Source organism: Streptomyces pseudoechinosporeus (genome assembly GCF_054783935.1).
In genome coordinates this window covers 75,928-94,543 of record NZ_BAAGPS010000002.1, presented here as the reverse complement: position 1 = coordinate 94,543, position 18,616 = coordinate 75,928, and the positions used below count along the sequence as shown (strand labels likewise).

At 70.7% G+C, this 18,616-nt stretch carries 17 protein-coding genes; 9 read left to right on the top strand and 8 right to left on the bottom strand.

The features are described from left to right. Positions 1 to 13: 13 nt before the first annotated feature. The 6 genes from ACYVO6_RS02865 to ACYVO6_RS02840 form a co-directional block, all read right to left on the bottom strand. Positions 14 to 1,378, bottom strand: coding sequence for an APC family permease (locus ACYVO6_RS02865; RefSeq protein ID WP_461056853.1), 1,365 nt, complete (start codon positions 1,376 to 1,378; stop codon positions 14 to 16). Between the two features lie 101 nt (positions 1,379 to 1,479). Next, complete coding sequence (locus ACYVO6_RS02860; protein ID WP_461056851.1) at positions 1,480 to 1,854, bottom strand: roadblock/LC7 domain-containing protein; 375 nt, start codon at positions 1,852 to 1,854, stop codon at positions 1,480 to 1,482. 14 nt (positions 1,855 to 1,868) lie between these two features. Then, positions 1,869 to 2,474, bottom strand: a complete 606-nt coding sequence (locus ACYVO6_RS02855) for a roadblock/LC7 domain-containing protein (RefSeq protein ID WP_461056849.1) — start codon at positions 2,472 to 2,474, stop codon at positions 1,869 to 1,871. Between the two features lie 38 nt (positions 2,475 to 2,512). After that, on the bottom strand, positions 2,513 to 3,370 hold the full coding sequence (locus ACYVO6_RS02850) for a hypothetical protein (RefSeq protein WP_461056847.1): 858 nt from the start codon (positions 3,368 to 3,370) through the stop codon (positions 2,513 to 2,515). Then, entirely contained in the window at positions 3,367 to 3,765 is a 399-nt protein-coding gene (locus ACYVO6_RS02845) for a hypothetical protein (RefSeq protein ID WP_189322503.1), read from the bottom strand. Before ACYVO6_RS02845 ends, ACYVO6_RS02850 begins: the two co-directional genes overlap by 4 nt. A gap of 307 nt (positions 3,766 to 4,072) precedes the next feature. Further along, positions 4,073 to 5,455, bottom strand: coding sequence for a type III PLP-dependent enzyme domain-containing protein (locus ACYVO6_RS02840; protein ID WP_461056845.1), 1,383 nt, complete (start codon positions 5,453 to 5,455; stop codon positions 4,073 to 4,075). A 182-nt stretch (positions 5,456 to 5,637) separates the two neighbouring features. Between ACYVO6_RS02840 and hutU the strand changes: the two genes are divergently transcribed. From hutU to hutI, 4 genes are all read left to right on the top strand, one after another. Next, on the top strand, positions 5,638 to 7,296 hold the full coding sequence (gene hutU, locus ACYVO6_RS02835; protein WP_461056843.1) for a urocanate hydratase: 1,659 nt from the start codon (positions 5,638 to 5,640) through the stop codon (positions 7,294 to 7,296). A 194-nt stretch (positions 7,297 to 7,490) separates the two neighbouring features. After that, entirely contained in the window at positions 7,491 to 8,696 is a 1,206-nt protein-coding gene (locus ACYVO6_RS02830; RefSeq protein WP_461056841.1) for an allantoate amidohydrolase, read from the top strand. After that, on the top strand, positions 8,693 to 10,033 hold the full coding sequence (locus ACYVO6_RS02825) for a formimidoylglutamate deiminase (protein WP_461056839.1): 1,341 nt from the start codon (positions 8,693 to 8,695) through the stop codon (positions 10,031 to 10,033). Before ACYVO6_RS02830 ends, ACYVO6_RS02825 begins: the two co-directional genes overlap by 4 nt. Positions 10,034 to 10,068: 35 nt before the next feature. After that, the gene (gene hutI / locus ACYVO6_RS02820) at positions 10,069 to 11,259 is read left to right on the top strand and encodes an imidazolonepropionase (RefSeq protein WP_461056837.1); all 1,191 of its coding nucleotides are present in this window, start codon (positions 10,069 to 10,071) and stop codon (positions 11,257 to 11,259) included. Between the two features lie 23 nt (positions 11,260 to 11,282). Here hutI and ACYVO6_RS02815 read toward each other — a convergent pair whose 3' ends face one another. Both ACYVO6_RS02815 and ACYVO6_RS02810 read right to left on the bottom strand, forming a co-directional pair. Beyond that, positions 11,283 to 12,902: a ricin-type beta-trefoil lectin domain protein gene (locus tag ACYVO6_RS02815; protein WP_461056835.1), complete on the bottom strand. Its 1,620-nt coding sequence runs from the start codon at positions 12,900 to 12,902 to the stop codon at positions 11,283 to 11,285. Positions 12,903 to 13,159: 257 nt separating this feature from the next. Continuing rightward, entirely contained in the window at positions 13,160 to 14,056 is an 897-nt protein-coding gene (locus ACYVO6_RS02810) for an RNA polymerase sigma factor SigF (protein WP_461056833.1), read from the bottom strand. A 297-nt stretch (positions 14,057 to 14,353) separates the two neighbouring features. On the opposite strand from ACYVO6_RS02810, the gene ACYVO6_RS02805 reads away from it, so the two are divergent. The 5 genes from ACYVO6_RS02805 (at position 14,354) to ACYVO6_RS02785 (ending at position 18,607) form a co-directional block, all read left to right on the top strand. After that, the gene (locus tag ACYVO6_RS02805; protein WP_461056831.1) at positions 14,354 to 14,722 is read left to right on the top strand and encodes an STAS domain-containing protein; all 369 of its coding nucleotides are present in this window, start codon (positions 14,354 to 14,356) and stop codon (positions 14,720 to 14,722) included. 301 nt (positions 14,723 to 15,023) lie between these two features. Next, the gene (locus tag ACYVO6_RS02800; protein WP_461056829.1) at positions 15,024 to 15,536 is read left to right on the top strand and encodes an ATP-binding protein; all 513 of its coding nucleotides are present in this window, start codon (positions 15,024 to 15,026) and stop codon (positions 15,534 to 15,536) included. 155 nt (positions 15,537 to 15,691) lie between these two features. Continuing rightward, complete coding sequence (locus ACYVO6_RS02795; RefSeq protein WP_461056827.1) at positions 15,692 to 16,405, top strand: LPXTG cell wall anchor domain-containing protein; 714 nt, start codon at positions 15,692 to 15,694, stop codon at positions 16,403 to 16,405. Between the two features lie 109 nt (positions 16,406 to 16,514). After that, on the top strand, positions 16,515 to 17,453 hold the full coding sequence (locus ACYVO6_RS02790; RefSeq protein WP_461056825.1) for a COG1470 family protein: 939 nt from the start codon (positions 16,515 to 16,517) through the stop codon (positions 17,451 to 17,453). Continuing rightward, positions 17,450 to 18,607: a hypothetical protein gene (locus ACYVO6_RS02785; protein ID WP_461056823.1), complete on the top strand. Its 1,158-nt coding sequence runs from the start codon at positions 17,450 to 17,452 to the stop codon at positions 18,605 to 18,607. The genes ACYVO6_RS02790 and ACYVO6_RS02785 overlap by 4 nt, the downstream gene beginning before the upstream one ends. Positions 18,608 to 18,616 lie beyond the last annotated feature (9 nt).

Below are 18,616 nucleotides of genomic sequence, written 5' to 3'. Positions count from 1 at the left end.
GCCTCCAGCCCTCTTACTCCTCGCCCCGCACCCGGAGCACCACCTTGTTCACCGCCCACAGGCCCACGCCGATCGCGAGCAGTACCGCCGCGCGGATGTACACGTCCGCCGGGCGGTCGGCCAGGGGGCTGGCCAGGATCAGGGCGGTGATCGCGCCCAGGACCGGGAGGAACGTCGGGGTGCGGAAGTGGGCGTGGTCCACCGGGTCGCGGCGCAGGACCAGGACCGCGATGTTGACCACGGCGAAGACGCACAGCAGGAGGAACGCCGTTGTGTCGCCCAGGCCCTCGATCTCGCCCGTGGAGACCAGGCCGATCGCGAGCACGGTGACGAAGATGATGCCGACCACGGGGGTGCGACGGCGGCGCAGGACGCGGCCCATACCGCGGGGCAGGATGCGTTCGTTGGCCATGCCGTAGCACAGGCGCGAGGCCATCATGATGTTGATCAGCGCGGAGTTGGTTACGGCGAACAGCGCGATGAGCGCGAAGAGTTTGTGCGGGAAGTCGACGCCGCCCGCCTTCACGACCTCCAGGAGCGGGCCGCTGGATCCCTCCAGAACCTTGTAGTCGACCAGGAGTGACGATACGAGCGCCACGAGGACGTAGATCGTGCCCGTCACCGCCACCCCGATGAAGATTGCCCTCGGGAAGGTCCGTACGGGATCCTTCGTCTCCTCCGCCATGTTGACCGAGTCCTCGAAGCCCACGAACGCGAAGAAGCCCAGCGCCGTGGCCCCCAACACGCTGGTGATCAGGGCGTATCCGGTGCCGCTCGCCTCGAACTCGCCCAGCCGGGACGGTTCTCCGTCACCCGTCAGCACGGCGTACGCGCCGATCGCGAGGATGATCGCCAGGCCCGTCAGCTCGACCAGGGTCAGGATGACGTTCGTCTTCACCGACTCCGAAACGCCCCGCAGGTTCAGGGCGGCGAGGATCAGGATGAAGCAGATCGCGATGAGTGTCGGCGGGAGTGCGTCTCCCGTCAGCTCGGAGAGATAGTCGCCGCTGAAGGCGCGGGCCGCCGCGCTCGCGGACGACAGGCCCGAGGCCATCACCATGAAGGCGACGATGAAGGTGAGGAAGGGGACCTTGAAGGCCTTCTGTGTGTAGAGGGCCGCTCCGGCCGCCTTCGGGTACTTGCCGACGAGTTCGACGTACGACGCCGCCGTCAGGATCGCCACGACGAAGCCGATGACGAACGGCAGCCACAACGCGCCGCCGACTTTCCCCGCGACGGCGCCGGTCGTGGCGTAGATGCCGGTCCCGAGAATGTCGCCGATCACGAAGAGGATCAGCAGCTTGGGGCCGATGGCGCGCTTGAGGCCCGGTTCCTCGGCGGGCGACTGCGTGTCGGCAGTGGATTTCGCGGTGGACAAGAGAACCTCCCCCGGTCGGTGATCCGTCCGGGGGAGTACTGCCCGGTCGTGAGTCCGGGATGCCTGCGGGTCCGATTCTCAGAGGTTCATCTGAGGTTCCGTCAGACTTCCAGTTCCGCCTCGATCTTCTTCAACTGATGGCGTGCCATCGCCAGGTTGGCCCGCTTGGAGTCGAGGACCAGGTAGAGGAACAGGCCGTTGCCGCCGCGGCCGGTGAGCAGGCGGATCAGGTGGTACTGGTCGGAGAGGGTGATCAGGATGTCCTCGATCTCGCCTTTCAGGCCCAGGTGTTCCATGGTGCGGAGCTTGGCGCGTACGACATCGGTGTTGCCGGCGGCGGCGACGGTGAGGTCGAAGCTCTTGCTGCCGCCCATCGTGCCCAGCGCCATGCCGCTGGTGTAGTCGACGAGCGCGGCTCCCGTCGCGCCCTCGATGGAGGCGAGGGCTTCCTTCAATGCGGTTTCGGTGTTGGCCATGGTGTGGTGTCCTCTCAACTCTCGCTGGTGGTAGGGGTGTTGGTGGTGGTTCGGCTGGTGCTCCGCCCGTTGGTCTGTGCGGTCTGAGTGGGCTGCGCAGTCCGTGTGGCCCGTGCGGTCCTGGCTCGTGTGGGCTTGCCGGGGTGCGTCGGAAGCGCGGACTTGTCAGTGGTCGTGTTCGTGGTCGTGGAGGTAGCCCGGGACGGGGCTTTGGCTCCGGCGGTACCCGGAGGCGGTGTCGCCCAGGCCGTCGCGCCGTCGACCAGCTCGCCGATGCGGGTCCCGGCGCGGCGCCCCTCCAGGTGCAGGCGTCCGACGTTGACCCGGTCCTGCGCCAGCAGCGTCAGTACGGCCGAGGAGCCGGCCGAGTACGTCGCCACATAGCCGTGCATGCCGCGCACGAGCAGCTCGCGGAGGTCGCCCTGCCCGGTGGCGTCCGTCAGCCGCACGGCGACGGCCAGCGCGGCGGCGGTCAGTGCGGCCAGGCCCTCCGGTTCCACGCCGGGCGTGTCCTGAGCGATGACCAGACCGTCGACGCTGGCCGCGAGCGCGCCGGTCAGCTGGGGCACACGGGCCCGTAACCGCTGGAGTTCGTCGAGGACTTCGGCCTCCGCCGCCATGAGCAGTCTCCTCTCGGCGCGCTGTCGCAGCGCGCGGATCACAGGGCCTCCAGGGCGTCTCTCACGCGGCGCAGCAGAGCGACGTCGGGGTCGGCCGAGGGCTGGGTGAGCAGGGCTGACGCGGGGTCGAGGGCGGGAGGCGGCTGCTCGGGTGCCGGGTCCGCCCGGGATGGCCGGGATGACCGGGGTGGCTGGGAAACCGTCGTCACGATGCCCGCCGTGGCCAGCCTGCGCAGCTCGACCAGGGTGTGGAACGCGGGGCGGCCCAGGGCGAACGAGATGTCCGCGGCCGTGCGGACCCCGTTCACCTGGTCGAGTACCGCCTGCTGGCGGGCCGGGACCGGCGGCTCGGCGGCACGGTCTGCCCGTACCAGCGGGGCGGTGTCCGTCGCCGGGTCGGGCCAGATGCGGTGCAGCAGCTCGCGGCGGCGCAGGGTCTCGCGCTCCAGCGCGGCCACCGGCACGGGGCGCACCGGTCCGAGCCAGTGCGCGGCCCCGTACCGAAAGCGCGCCGGGGCGCCGGAGGGCCCGAGAACGAAGTACGCCGCGTCGAACAGCGCCGCCACATGGCACAGCTCCAGCGCGCCCTCGGTGACCCGGCTGCTGTCGACCAGGAACCGTCCGACCCGCCGATCCGTCCCCGCCCGCGCGACCGCCTCCCGCCAGACCTCGGTGTCCAGTACGCCGCCGGTGGTGAGCAGCACGTCGAGGCCCGGGCTCTCGGGGCTCTCGGCGTACGTGACCTGGCCGTCGGCGAGATGGAGCGAGCCGCGCTCGCGCAGCAGTACGCCGGTGGCGCGCTCGGCGGCGAGCCGGCGCAGCATCGGGGAGACACCGGGACCGACCGATCGGCGCCGTAGGGGCAGGCGGGGTGCGGGCGTGCTGATCACGGTCATCCCAGCACCAGCCGTCCGGCCATCTCGCCGAGCCGAATGCGAGCCAGCGCGAGGTTGCCGTCGGAGCGGGCGAGCCACAGGTGCAGGAAGACGCTGCTGTCGAAGCTCGTCGCCACGAACCGCAGGACGTGGTACGTGTCGACGTTGCTGATGATCAGGTCCTCGACAGGCGGGTCCTGCCCTGACTGGTCCGGTCCCGCCTCCGGCGCGAACGCCCGGTGCTCCGCCGCGAGCCGCGCCAGCTCCGCCGCCTCCGCCGCGGTCGTCTCGTGGTCACCGCCCGGGGCGTCCCCGACCGTGCCCAGCGCCAGGCCGCTGGTCCAGTCGACCACCGCGGCGCCCAGGGCACCGGGCAGCCTCATGGCTTCCAGCAGACACTCGTCGATTCCGGGCACCTGGGCTCCCCTCCCGCCTCGGGTACGGCTGAGTGACCACGAAGCTACGCACCGTGTGCGTGAGGGGTGAGAGTTCTGGCATTTTCCAGTGGAACATGCGTCGACTGGCTAAAGTGGGTCAACTGACCTTCTACCGGGGCGTGTTGGCGCCCCGGCGGTTGTCGGTGGTCTGACGTGGGCCGATGGCCCTGGACGCCGGGGCCGGACGGCAGCGCCACCGCGTCAACCCGACGCCCACACACCGCCGAGTTGAAGCACGGCACACTCCTGTGCGCCGGAGTGCGCCGTATGCGTATGCGCCGTGCCGCTACAGGTCCGACAAACGCCCCGCATGACGCCCGCCCGACTCCGCCACGATCTCCTCCAGAGTCTGCGGCGTCCGTACGGTCGCGAACCGCACCCCGCCTTCCCTGTCCGGCCCGAACCCGTAGATCCCCGGCCGCGGCAGCGAGTTGTACGCGTAGTGGTGCGCGAAGTAGTACGCTCCCGTGTCCAACGCCGCCGCGTAGTCGCCCTGTTCGAGCAGCGGTAGCGCACGCCCCTCGGCCAGCAGGTCACCCGCGAAGCACGCGGGGCCTGCCACGTCCTGCACGACCGCGGGCCCGGTCTTGGGGCGCCCCTTCACGTCGTACGCCCCCACCCGCAGCGGCCACGAGGCCGGCGCGTACACCGTGCGGGCCGCCACCTGCACGCCCGCGTGCGTCACCGCGATCGCGCGCCCGCCGGCCGTCTTCGCGTACTCGACCCGCGCCAGCACCACCCCATGCTTGGCGAGCAGCGACCGCCCGAACTCCGTGACCAGTCCGTACCGCCCGTCGAACAGCCCCGGCACGGTCCGGTCCAGCAGCCGCGCGTACTCCGCGTAGGTCGGGCTCTGGGTGTCCGACGCGTAGTTCACCGGCAGCCCGCCGCCGATGTCGAGCGTGTCGATCTGCCGCCGCCCGGCACGCTCGTTGATCTCCTCGGCGAGCCCGTAGGTCTCGGCCACCCCGCGGGCCATCAGCTCCAGCGGCATCCCCTGCGAACCGGAGTGCGCGTGCAGCCGGGTCAGCCACGGCCGGTCCAGGTACGCCCGTACGACCCACTCGCGCGCCCCCTCGTCCCGCAGCGCCACACCGAACTTCGAGGTCGCCGTCGCCGTGGACAGCGCCTCGATCGAACCTCCGCCGACCTGCGGATTCACCCGCAGCCCGAGGGGCGACCGGGTCGTCGCCGACTGGACCAGGCCGTCGATACGGGCCAGCTCCTGCGGGTTGTCCGCGTTGACCGCGATACCGAGGGCCAGCGCCTCCCGCAGCTCCGCCGGGGTCTTGGCCGGGGAGTCGAGGACCGTACGGGACGGGGGTACCCCGGCCGCGCGGGCGAGAGCCAGTTCGCCGGCGCTCGCCACCTCCGCGCCGATGCCCTCCTCGTGCAGCAGCCGCAGTACCGGCACGAGCGGGGTCGCCTTCACCGCGAACGCGTGCAGCACCGGCGTGCCCGGTGCGACCACCGCCTCGAAGGCCGTGCGGAGTGCCGCCGCCGAGCTGCGGATGCCCGTGATGTCGAGGAGTCCGATGATGGGGGTGTCGGAGTTCACGAGCCCCTGTTCCACGGCCGCGCGGACGGCCTCGTCCCGCCGCGCGCCCCCGTTCGACGCCGCTTCCGGCGTCTCGTCCGATGTGCCCGTGTCCCCGGTGTATGTCGCCATGCGTCCAGCCAAACACCCGCCCCGTGCCGACACCGAAGCAGGGTGCGTATTGACTAGCTCTATTCATGAAGTCAGGATGTGAATATCTCTGCAATGAGCGACTGCAATGACCGATTGCGGTGACTGATTGCAGAGACCGACTGCAACGCCGGAGCATCCACCAGCCCGCCAGGAGGCAGCCCATGTCAGGACCACGCCCTGTCCGAGCACCGCGCGGTACGGAACTGAGTGCCCTGGGATGGCAGCAGGAAGCCGCCCTGCGGATGCTGCAGAACAACCTCGACCCCGAGGTCGCCGAGCACCCCGACAAGCTCGTCGTCTACGGCGGCACCGGCAAGGCCGCCCGCGACTGGCGCTCCTTCGACGCCATGGTCCGTACGCTGCGCACCCTCAAGCAGGACGAGACGATGCTCGTCCAGTCCGGCCGCCCCGTCGGCGTCATGCAGACCCACGAGTGGGCGCCGCGCGTGCTCATCGCCAACTCGAACCTGGTGGGCGACTGGGCGAACTGGGAGGAGTTCCGGCGCCTGGAGCAGCTCGGACTCACCATGTACGGCCAGATGACGGCCGGTTCGTGGATCTACATCGGTACGCAGGGCATCCTGCAGGGCACCTACGAGACGTTCGCCGCGGTCGCCGCGAAGCGGTTCGGCGGTTCGCTCGCCGGGACGATCACGCTCACCGCCGGGCTCGGTGGCATGGGCGGCGCCCAGCCGCTCGCCGTGACGATGAACGACGGCGTCGCGATCTGCATCGACTGCGACCCGCGGGCGATCGAGCGCCGTATCGAGCACCGGTACCTGGACGTACGGGCCGACTCCCTCGAGCACGCCCTCCAACTGGCTGTGGAGGCGCGTGACGCCCGCCGCCCGCTGTCGATCGGCCTGCTCGGCAACGCCGCCGAGCTGCTGCCGCGCATGCTCGCCGAGGGCGCCCCCGTCGACATCGTCACCGACCAGACCTCGGCCCACGATCCGCTGTCCTACCTGCCGCTCGGCGTGGACTTCGACGACATGGCCTCCTACGCGGCCAAGGACCCGGCGGGCTTCACCACCCGCGCCCGCGAGTCGATGGCCCGCCATGTGGAAGCGATGGTCGGCTTCATGGACGCCGGTGCCGAGGTCTTCGACTACGGCAACTCCATCCGCGGCGAGGCCCAACTCGTCGGCTATGAGCGGGCGTTCGCCTTCCCCGGCTTCGTCCCCGCCTACATCCGGCCGCTGTTCTGCGAGGGCAAGGGACCCTTCCGCTGGGCCGCGCTGTCCGGTGAGGCCTCGGACATCGCCAAGACGGACAAGGCGATCCTCGATCTCTTCCCCGAGAACGAATCCCTCCACCGCTGGATCAAGATGGCCGGTGAGCGGGTGCACTTCCAGGGGCTTCCGGCGCGTATCTGCTGGCTCGGCTACGGCGAGCGTGACCGGGCGGGCGAGCGCTTCAACGACATGGTCGCGAGCGGCGAGTTGCAGGCCCCGCTCGTCATCGGCCGCGACCACCTCGACAGCGGCTCCGTGGCCTCCCCGTACCGCGAGACCGAGGCCATGCTCGACGGCTCCGACGCGATCGCCGACTGGCCTCTGCTGAACGCCATGGTGAACGTCGCGTCGGGGGCGTCCTGGGTCTCCCTTCACCACGGGGGCGGGGTGGGGATGGGGCGGTCCATCCATGCGGGGCAGGTGTCCGTGGCCGACGGCACGGCGCTGGCCGGCGAGAAGATCCGCCGGGTGCTGACGAATGACCCGGGTATGGGTGTCATCCGGCATGTGGATGCCGGGTACGACATCGCGGAGTCGGTGGCGGACGATCGGGGCGTGCGGGTGCCTATGCGGGAGGGCGAGTGAGCCTGCCGGCCGGTGGGGGGCGGGATTCTTCCCCCACCCCACCCCTTCCCGAAACTGGGGGCGCTGCCCCTGGGCCCCGCTGGGGGCTCCGCCCCCAGACCCCTGATCGGCCTGAACGGCCTCGTCCTCAAGCGCCGGACGGGCTGGAGGTGCCGGGCGGCGCCAAGAGCTCGACCCCTTCTTCGTTCCACGAGATGTGGCGCGAGTTGGAGCCCATCGGGCGGCACCCCGACTCCGGTGGATACCGGCGGTTCGCCTGGACCGGGGCCGATGCCGAGTGTCGGGCCTGGTTCGAGGAGCAGGCCCGGGCGCGGGAGCTGGCGTACGAGGTGGACCGGAACGGGAACCAGTGGGCCTGGCTCGGGGATCCCGCTGCCGGGGACGCTGTCGTCACCGGGTCCCACCTCGACTCGGTGCCCGATGGCGGCGCCTTCGACGGTCCCCTCGGCGTCGTGTCCTCCTTCGCCGCGCTGGACGAACTGCGGAGCAGAAACGTGCAGTTCAGCAAGCCCCTGGCCATCGTGAACTTCGGTGACGAGGAAGGTGCCCGCTTCGGGCTGGCCTGTGTGGGGTCGCGGCTCGCGGCCGGAGAGCTCACCGTCGAGCAGGCGCATCGGCTCAAGGATGCCGACGGTGTCAGCCTGCCGGAGGCGATGGAGGCCGCCGGGTTCGACCCGGACTCCATCGGGGCGGACCCGGAGCGCCTGGCCCGTATCGGCGCGTTCGTCGAACTGCATGTCGAGCAGGGCCGCGCCCTGGACCTGACCGGCGACCGAGTCGGTATCGCCAGTGCCATCTGGCCGCACGGGCGGTGGCGGTTCGACTTCCGCGGTGAGGCCAACCACGCGGGGACCACTCGGCTCGTGGACCGCCGCGACCCCATGCTGTCGTACGCGGAGACCGTGCTCGTGGCCCGGCGGGAGGCCCAACTCGCAGGCGCCGTCGCCACCTTCGGCAAGATCTCCGTCGAGCCGAACGGCGTGAACGCCATCCCCTCCCTCGTCCGCGGCTGGCTCGACTCCCGCGCTGCCGACCAGGTGACCCTCGACACCGTCGTCACCGGCATCGAGCAGGCGGCCCACGAATACGCCGACGCCCACGGAATCGAACTCGACGTCGTCCGCGAGTCGTTCACCCCCGTCGTCGAGTTCGACCACGCCCTGCGCGACGAACTCGCCCGCATCCTCGGGACGGCGGGCGACCACCTGAACGTGCCCGTCCTGGGCACCGGTGCCGGACACGACGCCGGAATCCTCTCCGGGACCATCCCCACCGCCATGCTGTTCGTGCGCAACCCCACCGGCGTCTCGCACTCCCCGGCCGAGTACGCCACCGAGGACGACTGCGTGGCCGGAGTGCTCGCACTCGCCGACGTACTGGAAGGGCTGGCCCGCACGTGACGCAGACGCAGACGTACTGGCTGGAGCACGCCTGGCTCGACTCGTTCGTCGAGCCCGGCGTGGTCGTCGAGGTCGCCGACGGCCGGATCGAGGCCGTCCGTACGGGCATCGACAGCCCGCCACCGGGCGCCGAGATCCTGCGTGGACTGACCCTGCCGGGCCTGGCGAACGCCCACTCGCATGCTTTCCACCGAGCCCTGCGCGGCACCGTCCAGGTCGGTTCCGGCACTTTCTGGACCTGGCGCGAGGTCATGTACGCCACCGCCGACCGACTGACCCCGGAGACCTACCACGCCCTCGCCCGCGCGGTGTACGCCGAGATGGCGCTCGCCGGCATCACCTGCGTCGGCGAGTTCCACTACGTCCACCACGCCCCAGGCGGCACCCTCTACGCCGACCCCAACGCGATGGGCGAGGCGCTCATCGACGCCGCTGCCGAAGCCGGTATCCGCATCACCCTCCTCGACACCGCCTACCTTTCTTCCGGCTTCGGACAGCCGCCCGACACCCACCAACTCCGCTTCTCCGACGGGGACGCGGACGCCTGGGCGGAACGCTGTTCAGTTCTCAAGGACCGGGATCACCTGCGGATCGGTGCGGCCGTCCACTCCGTACGGGCCGTGCCCGCGCGGCAGTTGGCCACGGTGGCGCGATGGGCCGAGGAGCGGCGGGCCCCGCTCCATGTGCACCTGTCCGAGCAGACGGCGGAGAACGATGCCTGCCGGGCCGCGCACGGCTGCACACCCACCCGGCTGCTCGCCGACCACGGTGTGCTCGGCCCGCGTACGACGGGCGTCCACAACACACACCTCACCGACGAGGACATCGCGCTGCTCGGCGACTCCACGACCGGCACGTGCATGTGCCCCACCACCGAACGCGACCTGGCCGACGGCATCGGACCCGCCGCCGCCCTGCAGAAAGCCGGCTCGCCGCTTTCCCTCGGCTCCGACAGCCACGCCGTCATCGACCTGCTCGAAGAGACGCGCGCGATGGAGCTGAACGAGCGCCTGCGCACTCGTACGCGCGGTCACTGGACGGCGGCTGCCCTCTTGCGGGCGGCCTCGGCCGACGGCCACGCGGCCCTCGGCTGGGACGACGCGGGCACCATCGAGACCGGCGCGCTCGCCGACCTCACGACGATCGCGCTCGACTCGGTCAGAACAGCGGGGCCGCTGCCAAGGCTCGGCGCCGAGACGGCCGTATTCGCCGCGACAGCAGCGGACGTACGGCACACGATCGTGGCCGGCCGTCACGTCGTACGAGACGGGGCGCACACGCTCGTACCGGATGTGCCGCAAGCCCTCGCGCAGGCAGTCGAAGCCCTGCGCGCCTGACGACGACCGCCGAACCGCGCCCCCGCGAGGACGACATGAGCAGCCCGACGAGCACCCCGACCACCGTCATCACCAACATCGCCACGCTGGTCACCAACGACCCCTCCCTGGGTGACGGATCCCCCCTCGGTCTGATCCAGGACGCGGCCGTCGTCATCGACGGCGACCGCATCGCATGGACCGGTGAATCAAGCAAAGCACCCGCCACTGACAATCGGGTCGACGCGGGCGGCCGGGCGGTGATCCCGGGCTTCGTCGACTCCCACTCGCACCTGGTCTTCGCGGGCGATCGCACACAGGAGTTCAACGCCCGTATGTCGGGCCGGGCCTACAGCGCGGGCGGCATCCGTACGACGGTCGCCGCCACCCGCGCCGCCACGGACGAGGAACTGGAGGCGAACCTCACCCGTTACCTCGCAGAGGCCCTCCGCCAGGGCACGACGACGCTGGAGACGAAGTCGGGCTACGGCCTGACGGTCGAGGACGAGTCCCGCGCCCTGCGCATCGCCGACCGCCACACCGACGAGGTGACATTCCTCGGGGCGCACATCGTCAGCCCCGACTACGCCGACGACCCGGCCGCGTACGTGGCCCTCGTCACCGGCGAGATGCTCAACGCCTGTGCCCCGTACGCCCGTTGGATCGACGTCTTCTGCGAGAAGGGCGCCTTCGACGGTGACCAGGCCCGCGCGATCCTCACGGCGGGAAAGGCGAAGGGCCTGCATCCGCGCGTCCACGCCAACCAGCTCTCGTACGGCCCCGGCGTCCAGCTCGCGGTCGAACTCGACGCCGCGAGCGCCGACCACTGCACGCACCTCACGGACGCGGACATCGACGCCCTCGCCAACAGCGCCACGGTCGCCACCCTCCTCCCCGGCGCCGAGTTCTCCACGCGCGCCGAGTGGCCGAACGCCCGCCGCCTCCTCGACGCCGGCGCCACGGTCGCCCTCTCCACGGACTGCAACCCGGGCTCGTCCTTCACGTCCTCCGTCCCGTTCTGCATCGCCCTCGCGGTACGGGACATGAGGATGACCCCGGACGAGGCGCTCTGGTCGGCGACCGCCGGCGGCGCGGCAGCCCTCCGCCGCGACGACATCGGCCGCCTCACCCCGGGCGCGTACGCCGACCTGGCCTTCCTCGACGCACCGAGCCATGTGCATCTGGCGTACCGGCCGGGCGTACCGCTGGTCAGCGAGGTGTGGCGGCGAGGTGTCCGCGAGGTCTGACCAGCACGAGGCCAGGTGCGACATCAGGCGGGAGCCGCCCCCGCCGTCCACCGCTGGTCGTCCCGCCCCTGCGCCGGAACCAGGACGAGGCGGTTCCCGTACGCAGTCACCGCGTGGTCCGGGGCGATCGCCGGACGGATCACGCCGTCGCCGTCCACGGTGAACGTCAGGTTCCGGCCGTTGGGGCCCTCGACCGAGTCGCACTCCCAGATGCCGACGCCCCGGCCAACAGAGCCACGGCTGTCCAGGCAGTAGTCGGGGTATGTGTACGACTGCAGCACACCGCGCCCGGAGTCGACCCGCCACCGTTGGTCGCGAGAGGACGTGCAGGTGGCCGCGTCGACGTCCGTGCCGTTCTGCGGGTCGCCGTCGATGTCCAGGCACAGGCCCGACCCGGCGTTCACCACCTGGGCGTAGGCGCCGTTGGGCGGGTGGGGTGCGGGGGGCTTCGGCTTCTCGGGAGTGGGCGAGGGGTGCGGCGTCCTGGAGGGCTGTGGGGGCTTCGAAGTCCTCGTCGGTTCAGGGGACTTGGTCCTGCGCGTCGGTGAAGGCGACGGGGACGACGTCGCCGAGATCGTCGGCGTCACTGTCACCGCGGGCGGCCGCGCGGGTGGGAGTACGGAGTTGGCGGCGCGTTGGGGCTGTGAACTGTTCGACGAGAGCAAGTACATCAGCAGAGGCGCCACCGCGATGCCGAGCGCGGCCGAGGCGAGCGCGAAGCGTCGCGACGGCAGCCAGGCCGCTGCCGCGGTGGTCCGGGTCCGGGAGTGCCTGGCAGTCCGGGCGCGCCGGGAAGCGCGACCAGGCGCGGTGGATCCGTCCGAGGCGTAGGCCGCGCCGCCCCACACCAGCAGCCCGTCGGCCAACGCGGTACGCGGGGTGTCCCGCAGCGCGCACTGCTCCTCATACGCGGCGGCGCAGTGCGCGCACAGCGTGATGTGGGCGTCCAGATCCAGTCCGTACCGCGGATGATCGGGGCGTACCGCCTCCTCGATCAGTCGCCGGAAGCCCTGGCAGCGCGGATTGCCGGAGTTGGCCAGCCGGCCCTTCAGACAGGCCTGGCGCAGCGCCTGGAAGGCCGGCTCCTTCCCGTACGTCACGTCCTGGGGCGTGAATCCCAGGTAGACGGCCGCTCCGGCGTCGGGCTCCTCGTCCACGACGGTGTACCAGACGAGGCCCTGGACGCGGGTCGGAAGGCCCTGGAACGCCGTCAGCATCGGCGGTTCGCGGTCGTCGGCGCCCGTCTCGCGCAGGTGGGTCAGCAGGTCCGGATGGAGGCGGTTGCCGCGGTCGTCGGTGGCCCATGCGGCGGCCACGCGCGTGACCAGCAGCAGAAGCTTGTGCCGCCACGGTCCGCGCGGCTCGACGCCGCGCGCCGTCTCGCGGGCCGCCAGCGCGAACGCCTGGGCCGTGAGCCGGCGTGCGCCGGGCTCATCCATGGTGCACAGCCGCGCGTACGCCAGCACGGCGGGCCGGTGCCGCAGGCGCAGCTCGCGCAGCGCCGGGTACGCGGTGGAGGTGTCGGCGCGTATCAGTGCGGTGAGCTGCTCGTCGGGCGTGCTGGTGTGCGGGCCGGCGCCCACACCCGCCTTTCCGCCTGCTGCTCCTGTGCGGTTCTCGTCGCCCTGATGCGCCCGAGTCATCCCCGTGCCTCCCTCTTGCCCCCGCCTTCGCCACCGTCGGCACCTCGGCGTACCGATCGGTATGGGGTTGGGCCATAGTGGTGGAAGGAGGCCGGTGAGGGTAGGGGTTTCCGCCAGTAACCATGTCGTGCGTGGCTTGTTCACGACGATGGCGCCCGTTGGGCCCCGACCAGCGGGACCTCGTACGGGCGCCATCAACAAGCTTCACCGCCACATGCGGCGGAGCCACCTCCGGTGGAGACACCTGCGGCGGAGCGCTACTCCTCGACTGTCAGACCCTTCCGCAGCCTCACCAGCGTCCGGGACAGCAGGCGCGACACATGCATCTGGGAGATGCCCAGCTCGTCGCCTATCTCGGACTGGGTCATGTTGGCGACGAAGCGGAGGGAGAGGATCTTCCGGTCACGGGAAGGAAGTTCGGCGATCAGGGGCTTCAGGGACTCGACGTACTCGATGCCTTCGAGGCCGTGGTCCTCGTAGCCGATGCGGTCGGCCAGGGCGCCCTCGGAGTCGTCCTCCTCCGGCTGGGCGTCAAGTGAAGATGCGGTGTAGGCGTTGGACGCGGCCATGCCCTCGACGACCTCGTCGTTCGACAGGCCCAGGCGATCCGCCAGCTCTCCCACTGTCGGAGCGCGGTCCAGTTGCTGGGCCAGTTCGTCGCCGGCCTTGGCCAGGTCCAGGCGGAGTTCCTGGAGTCTGCGGGGTACCCGCACCGACCAACTGGTGTCGCGGAAGAAACGCTTGATCTCGCCGACGATGGTCGGCATCGCGAAGGTCGGGAACTCCACGCCACGGCTGAGCTCGAAGCGGTCGATCGCCTTGATCAGGCCGATCGTGCCGACCTGGATGATGTCCTCCATCGGCTCGCTGCGGGAGCGGAACCGGGAGGCCGCGAACTTCACCAGAGCGAGGTTCAGTTCGACCAGGGTGTTGCGTACATAGGAGTACTCGTGCGTGCCCTCTTCCAGGGATTCCAGCCGCTCGAAGAGGGTCTTGGACAGGGCCCGTGCGTCCACCGGCCCCACCTCGTCGTACGGCGGGATCTCCGGAAGGCCGACGAGTCCGTCGAGGTCCTCCTCGACGGGATCCGCCTGTTCTGGAGAGGGTGTCGACGTCGCCTGGGGGGTCTGCGATGCGTCGAGCCGGGGTGACATGATGTCCTCCATCGTTCTCGGCATATGGCCGCCGATGCCAATACGTGCACTGCGGTGTGCGGCGCCTCCAAAGCCGGCCGTGTTGATTCGTGTCCCTACTAGCCCTACCCGCTTTCGTCAGCCCACCGCAAGTGCGCTTGCTGGAGAAATGTCCGAGTCTGAGCGGTTGTTCAGGTGTGGCAGGGTCGTAGAGAGGTCGTAGGGAAGGAACCGCACGACAGGAGTCGTGGTCGTAGGGAAGGCGTAGTGTTCAAGAGCGTCAATCAACAGCCACGACGGTCGGAAGAGAGAGACGGCATGGACCGCGGGACGGTCGGCAGCGCGCAATCGGGCCGGCTTCTGGTCGAGGTGCGGGAAGAGGGCCTCAGTGCCGTCGTGACTCCGGCGGGTGAGTTGGACCACCACACCGCCGATCTGCTGCGAGAACCCCTCGAGGACTGCCTCGAGCGCGGGTTCACGCGCCTCGTCGTGGACTGTTCGAGGCTCGAGTTCTGTGACTCCACAGGGCTGAACGTGCTGCTCGGCGCCCGGCTCAAGGCCGAGGGCGCGGGCGGCGGGGTCCATCTGGCCGGGATGCTTCCGGTGGTGGCCCGGGTCTTCGAGATCACCGGCGCGGCGGCTGTCTTCACCGTGCACGACACGCTCGACGCGGCTCTGCGTGAGTAAGAGAAGTGCGCATGACACGCTCGAAGCGGCCCCCGGGTGAGTAACCGTCTGACTGCGGTGCGCGAAGTTATGGCTCAGTTGTCTCTATGTGATCGGCGCGTTACCAGCGTCACAGTGTCCATGCCGAATCAGTGGGTGTTCTGACGGTTCGGCCGGGCAGGAGACACCCTGAATATGTCAACAAGGCCAACGGCAAGCGCGCGGCAGTCCCGGATCCCGAGTGTCCTGAGCTTTCTGGATGTCCTGAGTCCTGAGTCGCGAACTGAATCGCGAACTGGTGAATCGGTGAGGTGAAGCGCTGATGAGCACCACCCGGCCTTACCCGCCGGGCGACCGCGACCCGGATGCGGGCGTCTGCGGCGCTTCGGGGGAGGCCAGAGACGACGGGTCCGCGCGCCCGGCCGCCCGTCAGGTCCGTCGGCTCAACCTCGACGGCGCGAGCGGAGTCGTCCCCCTCGCCCGCGACTTCGCCCGCCAGGCGCTGTACGCATGGGGCTGGCTGCCCGCCGCGACCGCCGACCGGCGGGCCGCCGCCGAGGATGTGCTGCTGGTCGTCTCCGAGCTCGTCACCAACGCCTGCCTGCACGCCGAGGGCCCGGACGAGCTGTGGATCGCCTGCGACAACAAGGTGCTGCGCGTCGAGGTCTCCGACCGGGGCACCGGCCAGCCCGCCCCGCGCACCCCGCACCGCGCCGGACGCCCCGGCGGCCACGGGATGTTCATCGTGCAGCGGCTGTGCCTGGACTGGGGGGTTGTCCGGGCTCCAGGGGTGGCGGGCAAGACGGTGTGGGCGGAGCTCGGGGCGCCCGCTTAGCCCGAAGTAACTCCCACCAAGGGTTACCGCAGGTTCGAACCCTTCTCCGTACGCGGCGGATCGATCGAGATCCGGCGCGTCCTTTGTCTTCCCTCCACAAGGCCCCGGGCGTACCTTGACGGCCGATCTGATGTGCCGTCAGGAATGAGGGGACCGTGTCATACCGGACGTACCAGAAACGAACCGCCGCGCTCGCGTTCGCCGCGGCCCTGGCCGGCTCGGCGGTGCTGATGGCCGCCCCCGCAGCATGGGCCGAGGTCGTCGACGTCGAGTACAACTGCAAGACGCCGATCGGTGACAAGTCCGCCGTCTCGCCCATCGACATCAAGAGTGCCGAGAGCGGCAGCGGCTACAAGATCACCATGTCCTGGCAGAAGGGCGTCTCGTCCAGCCCGGTGGAACTGGGCAAGGGCGCGATGAACCCGAGCGCCACCATCAAGCTGGGCGGCGCCGAGAGCGGCACGCTCACGGTGAAGGGCCCGGCCAACGCCGAGGCCATCCCCGCCAACACCCCCATCAAAATCAGCGACTTGAGCGGTACGTACACGCCGTCCAAGAGCGGCGAGGTCACCTTCACGCCGGGCGTGCTCACCATCAAGGCGCTCGGTACGACGACCACCTGCGAGCCCGGCAACAATCCGGGACCCGCGCTGAGCCTCGACGTCACGGCCGCAGGTGGTGGCGGCGGCGGTTCGTCGGAGACCTCCCCCGAGGGCGGCACGCAGAGCGGCGCGGACTCCGGCGCCGAGCTCCCGCAGACCGGCCCCGAGGACTCCGCGATCGCCCTCGGCACGCTCGGCGGCACGGTGCTCCTCGCCGGAGCTGCCGGAGTGCTGTGGCTGACCCGACGGAACCAGGCGCCGCGCTGACCTGCGTTTTTCGCGTACGTGCCTGACGAGCCTCCCCCAGCCTTCGGCCAGGGGACCCCCATCTCGCTGCGCTCGCCGTACGCCGCACCTTCTGTTTCTGGAGCCGCCTGTGACATCCGCGCAGTCCGCCGCCCGTGGCCTCTGTGCCCTCGCTCTCGCCGCCGCAGTTCTGCTCGGCGTCGTACCGACCGCCGTGGCCGACGAGGGCTGGTCCGTCGTGCCGTCGGCGGGCGGCCGGGACGGGCGGCCGTACTTCTACGCGGAGGGCGCGCCCGGTGCGGTCCTGCAGGACACGGTGTCGGTGATCAACCCGGGCGAGGAACCGCTCACCGTACGGCTGCGGGGCGCGGACGCCGACAACAGTCAGGAGGGCGGCGGCTTCGCGCTGCGGGCGGAGCCGCGCGACACCGGCTCGTGGATCACCTTCGCCGAGGAGACCGTGAAGGTGCCCGCGCGGACGCGCGCCGACGTTCCCTTCACCATCGGTGTCCCCGAGGGCGCCGTCCCCGGCGACCACCCCGGCGCGATCGTCGCGAGCGGCGGCGGCCGGTCCGTGGCCGTACGCGTCCATCTGCGGGTCGCCGGCCCGACCCTGTCCGCGCTCACGGTCGAGCACGTGGCCGTACGGGACGGCCGTATCTCGTACGACCTGGTCAACCGCGGCAACACCGTACTGACCCCGAAGCTCGCCGTACGCGCCGACGGACTGTTCGGCGAGGTGCTCGACCGAGCCCCGCGCACCCTCCCCGTCGAACTGCTCCCCGGCCGACGCGTCACCCTCCGCGAGCCCTGGCCCGACCGGCCCGCGTTCGACTCGGTCGACGTGCGACTCACGGTCACGGCGGCGGACGGGGCGCACGACGAGGCGGGCACGGCGGCGCGGTTCGTGCCGTGGGGAGCGGTCGCGGGCCTGGCGGGCGGGCTCGTGCTGTGTGCGGGCGGTGCCGTTTGGTTCGTACGACGTCGAAGGCGTACCGAGGAGTCCGGCGAGCCCGGTGGGCCTGAACAGCCGCGTACGGAAGTCGAGTTGACGGGAGCGGTGATGTGAGCGGGAAGGTGCGGATTCCGGCTTTGGTGGTGGCGGTGCTCGCGCTGCTCGTGCTTCCCCTGGGCTGGGTGGCGACGGGCGCGGACGGGAAACCGGAGGTCAAGCTGTCCAAGTCCCAGGCGGGGACGGGCGGTTCGATCACGGTGACCGGCTCCGGATGGCGGCCGGACGCCCTCCTCATGATGCTGATCTGCGGTCAGTCCTCGCCCGACCGGGGCGTGCTCGGCGGCACCAACTCCTGTGCCAACGCGGACGGCCGGGCCGTCACCACGGACGAGAAGGGCGCGTTCAGCAAGAAGCTGCCGGTCGTCGAGCCGCCGCAGCCGTGCCCGTGCGTGGTGCACGTGGCGACCGTGACCGGTCAGAAGGCGGACGCGGACGCGGCGTTCCTGGTGGCAGGGCACGAGGTCGAGCCTCTGCCGAAGGAGGACACCAGCGGGCGGCTCTCGGTGCTCACCGACACCCGGCTCGACGGATCGAACGGTCTGCTGACCTGGTTCGGCGCGCCGCCGTCCCGCGACTTCGTCTTCACCGTCGGCAACGTCGGCTCCTCCGCCGTCAAGGATCCCGTCTTCCAGGTCGGCACCTCGCACGGCGTGTTCGCGCCGCAGTGGGAGGAACAGCAGTGGCGCGGCACCATCGCGCCCGGCAAGAAGGCGCAGATCGAACTGCCCGTCGAGCTGTCGGCCGGCGCGCACGGCGACTACACGGTCTCGGTGAAGTACGGCGGCAAGGTGCTCGCCGAACAGCCCTGGGGCGTGGGCCGCCCCTGGGGCGTGACGCTCTTCTGGATCCTGCTCTTCGTCGTCGTACCGGCCGCCGTGTTCCGGATCGGGATGGCCGTGGTGGACCGCGTACGTCCGCAGGGCAGGTCGAGGCCGGCCGGGCGCTGGGCATCTCGCCCGAGGCGCGGTGGGGGAGGACACGCCGGTCCGCGCCGGAGTCTGCGGCTGCCCGAAGTCACCGTACGTATGCCGAAGTTGAGCCTTTCGTCCACGGCGTCGTCCCCCCACGCAGACGCCGACAGTGATACCCGTACGACCCCGACCTTGCCGTGGTTCACCCCGGACGCCGCTCCGGGGACCGAGGCCGGTCAGCTCTCCGCACCGCAAGAGAACAGCCCGACGACCCCCACCAGGAAGGGAAACTCGTGAGCACGCTAC

Excerpts from the sequence above, each read along its gene's own strand:
- ACYVO6_RS02860 (WP_461056851.1), bottom strand. The coding sequence starts at position 1,854 with ATGGCCAACACCGAAACCGCATTGAAGGAAGCCCTCGCCTCCATCGAG.
- ACYVO6_RS02855 (WP_461056849.1), bottom strand. The coding sequence starts at position 2,474 with ATGGCGGCGGAGGCCGAAGTCCTCGACGAACTCCAGCGGTTACGGGCC.
- ACYVO6_RS02850 (WP_461056847.1), bottom strand. The coding sequence starts at position 3,370 with ATGACCGTGATCAGCACGCCCGCACCCCGCCTGCCCCTACGGCGCCGA.
- ACYVO6_RS02840 (WP_461056845.1), bottom strand. The coding sequence starts at position 5,455 with ATGGCGACATACACCGGGGACACGGGCACATCGGACGAGACGCCGGAA.
- hutU (WP_461056843.1), top strand. The coding sequence starts at position 5,638 with ATGTCAGGACCACGCCCTGTCCGAGCACCGCGCGGTACGGAACTGAGT.
- ACYVO6_RS02830 (WP_461056841.1), top strand. The coding sequence starts at position 7,491 with ATGTGGCGCGAGTTGGAGCCCATCGGGCGGCACCCCGACTCCGGTGGA.
- hutI (WP_461056837.1), top strand. The coding sequence starts at position 10,069 with ATGAGCAGCCCGACGAGCACCCCGACCACCGTCATCACCAACATCGCC.
- ACYVO6_RS02815 (WP_461056835.1), bottom strand. The coding sequence starts at position 12,902 with ATGACTCGGGCGCATCAGGGCGACGAGAACCGCACAGGAGCAGCAGGC.
- ACYVO6_RS02810 (WP_461056833.1), bottom strand. The coding sequence starts at position 14,056 with ATGTCACCCCGGCTCGACGCATCGCAGACCCCCCAGGCGACGTCGACA.
- ACYVO6_RS02805 (WP_461056831.1), top strand. The coding sequence starts at position 14,354 with ATGGACCGCGGGACGGTCGGCAGCGCGCAATCGGGCCGGCTTCTGGTC.
- ACYVO6_RS02800 (WP_461056829.1), top strand. The coding sequence starts at position 15,024 with ATGAGCACCACCCGGCCTTACCCGCCGGGCGACCGCGACCCGGATGCG.